We start from the raw sequence: 1,467 nt of genomic DNA, 5'->3' as shown, positions 1-1,467 counted from the left end.
GGGGGGGTGTCCCTATGGGTTTCGTCAAGCGGGGACGGGGCTGGTGGGGCGTGGTTGGTAGGGGATCTTGTCGCGGAGCATGGCGAACAGGACGTCGCAGCGGCGGCGGGCGAGGCAGATGAGGGCGGCGTTGTGGCGTTTGCCTTCGGCTCGTTTGCGGTCGTAGTAGGCGCGGCTGGTGGGGTCGGCGAGGGCGGCGAACGCGGCGAGGAAGAAGGCGCGTTTGAGGTTCTTGTTGCCGCCGCGGGGTGGGTGTTCGCCGCGGATGCTGCTGCCGGATCGTCGGGTGACGGGGGCGAGGCCGGCGTAGGCGGCGAGGTGGCCGGGGGTGGGGAAGGCGGTGCCGTCGCCGACTTCGAGCAGGATCCGGGCGGCGGTCCTGACGCCGATGCCGGGCATCGAGGTCAGGACCGGGGCGAGAGGGTGAGCATCAAGCATCCTCTCGACCTCGCCGGCGGTCTGGTCGCGTTGTCGCAGGACATCGCGGAGGCTGTCAGCCAGGCGGGGCAGGATCGTCTCCGCAGCCTGGGTGCCCGGGACGGTGACGGTCTGCTCGTCGAGGGCGGTCAGGATCTGCTCGACCAGGCGTTCGCCCATGCGGGGTGCGTGGACGGCGGCGATCGAGACAAGTTTGCGGCGACCGGCCTTGCGCAGTCCGACGGGGCCGCCGCAGCGCGACAGCAGCTCCAGGACCGCCTTGTGGTGAATCTTAGGGCCGAGGACCCGTTCCAGAGCGGGATGGATCTGGGTGAGCAGCCCACGGATCCGGTTGGACACGCGGGTGGCTTCGCCGGCGAGATCGTCATCGAACCCGACCAGCACCTCCAGCTCCGCGAGGGCTTCATCGCCGACGTCGACCCGCCGCAGCGTGTGGGGCAGGGTGCGGGCCGCGTCAGCGATGACGTAGGCGTCGCGGGCGTCTGTCTTCGCGGTGCCGGGATGCAGGTCGGCGATGCGGCGCATGGCCAGGCCGGGCAGGTAGGCCACCTGATGCCCACACGCCCGAGCCACCGCCACGGGCAGGGCGCCGATCGAGGCGGGCTGGTCGACCACCACCAGCACCCGACCGTGGCGGGCGAGCTTGCCGAATAGCTGCCTCAGCCGGACCTCGGTGTTCGGCAACGCCGCGTCGTGCAGCCGCTTGCCATCGGGCGCCAACCCGACCGCGTGGTGATCGCCCTTACCGACGTCCAAGCCGAGGTAGACGCCGTATCCGTCGTGCACCAGACCCGCCTCCACGCATCGCATCGTGGCCCTCGGCCGCAGTCAGGGCGTCGGACTGCCGGCAGCCACGTTACGAAGAGACCTACCCCAATACGGGTGGCCGTGTCCCTATCAGCGGTCCGCCGACGCCACCCGACCCGGCGACAACACCCCCCGGATCATCCGAACGACAGGGGCAGGAAGTCATACCGGGCCGGGCGACCGAGGAGTCCCCGGCTGGGGACGATCAAAAAGGTAACGGGG

General features: G+C 70.5%; 1 protein-coding gene. It reads right to left on the bottom strand.

The genetic code is table 11. The features are described from left to right. Positions 1-24 precede the first annotated feature (24 nt). Positions 25-1,248, bottom strand: a complete 1,224-nt coding sequence (locus V6U82_RS31465) for an IS110 family transposase (protein WP_334467647.1) — start codon at positions 1,246-1,248, stop codon at positions 25-27. Positions 1,249-1,467 lie beyond the last annotated feature (219 nt).

It is taken from the genome of Micromonospora sp. CPCC 205554, from assembly GCF_036902745.1.
Taxonomy (GTDB): Bacteria; Actinomycetota; Actinomycetes; order Mycobacteriales; family Micromonosporaceae; genus Micromonospora; species Micromonospora tulbaghiae.
This window is presented reverse-complemented; position numbering and strand designations above follow the sequence as displayed.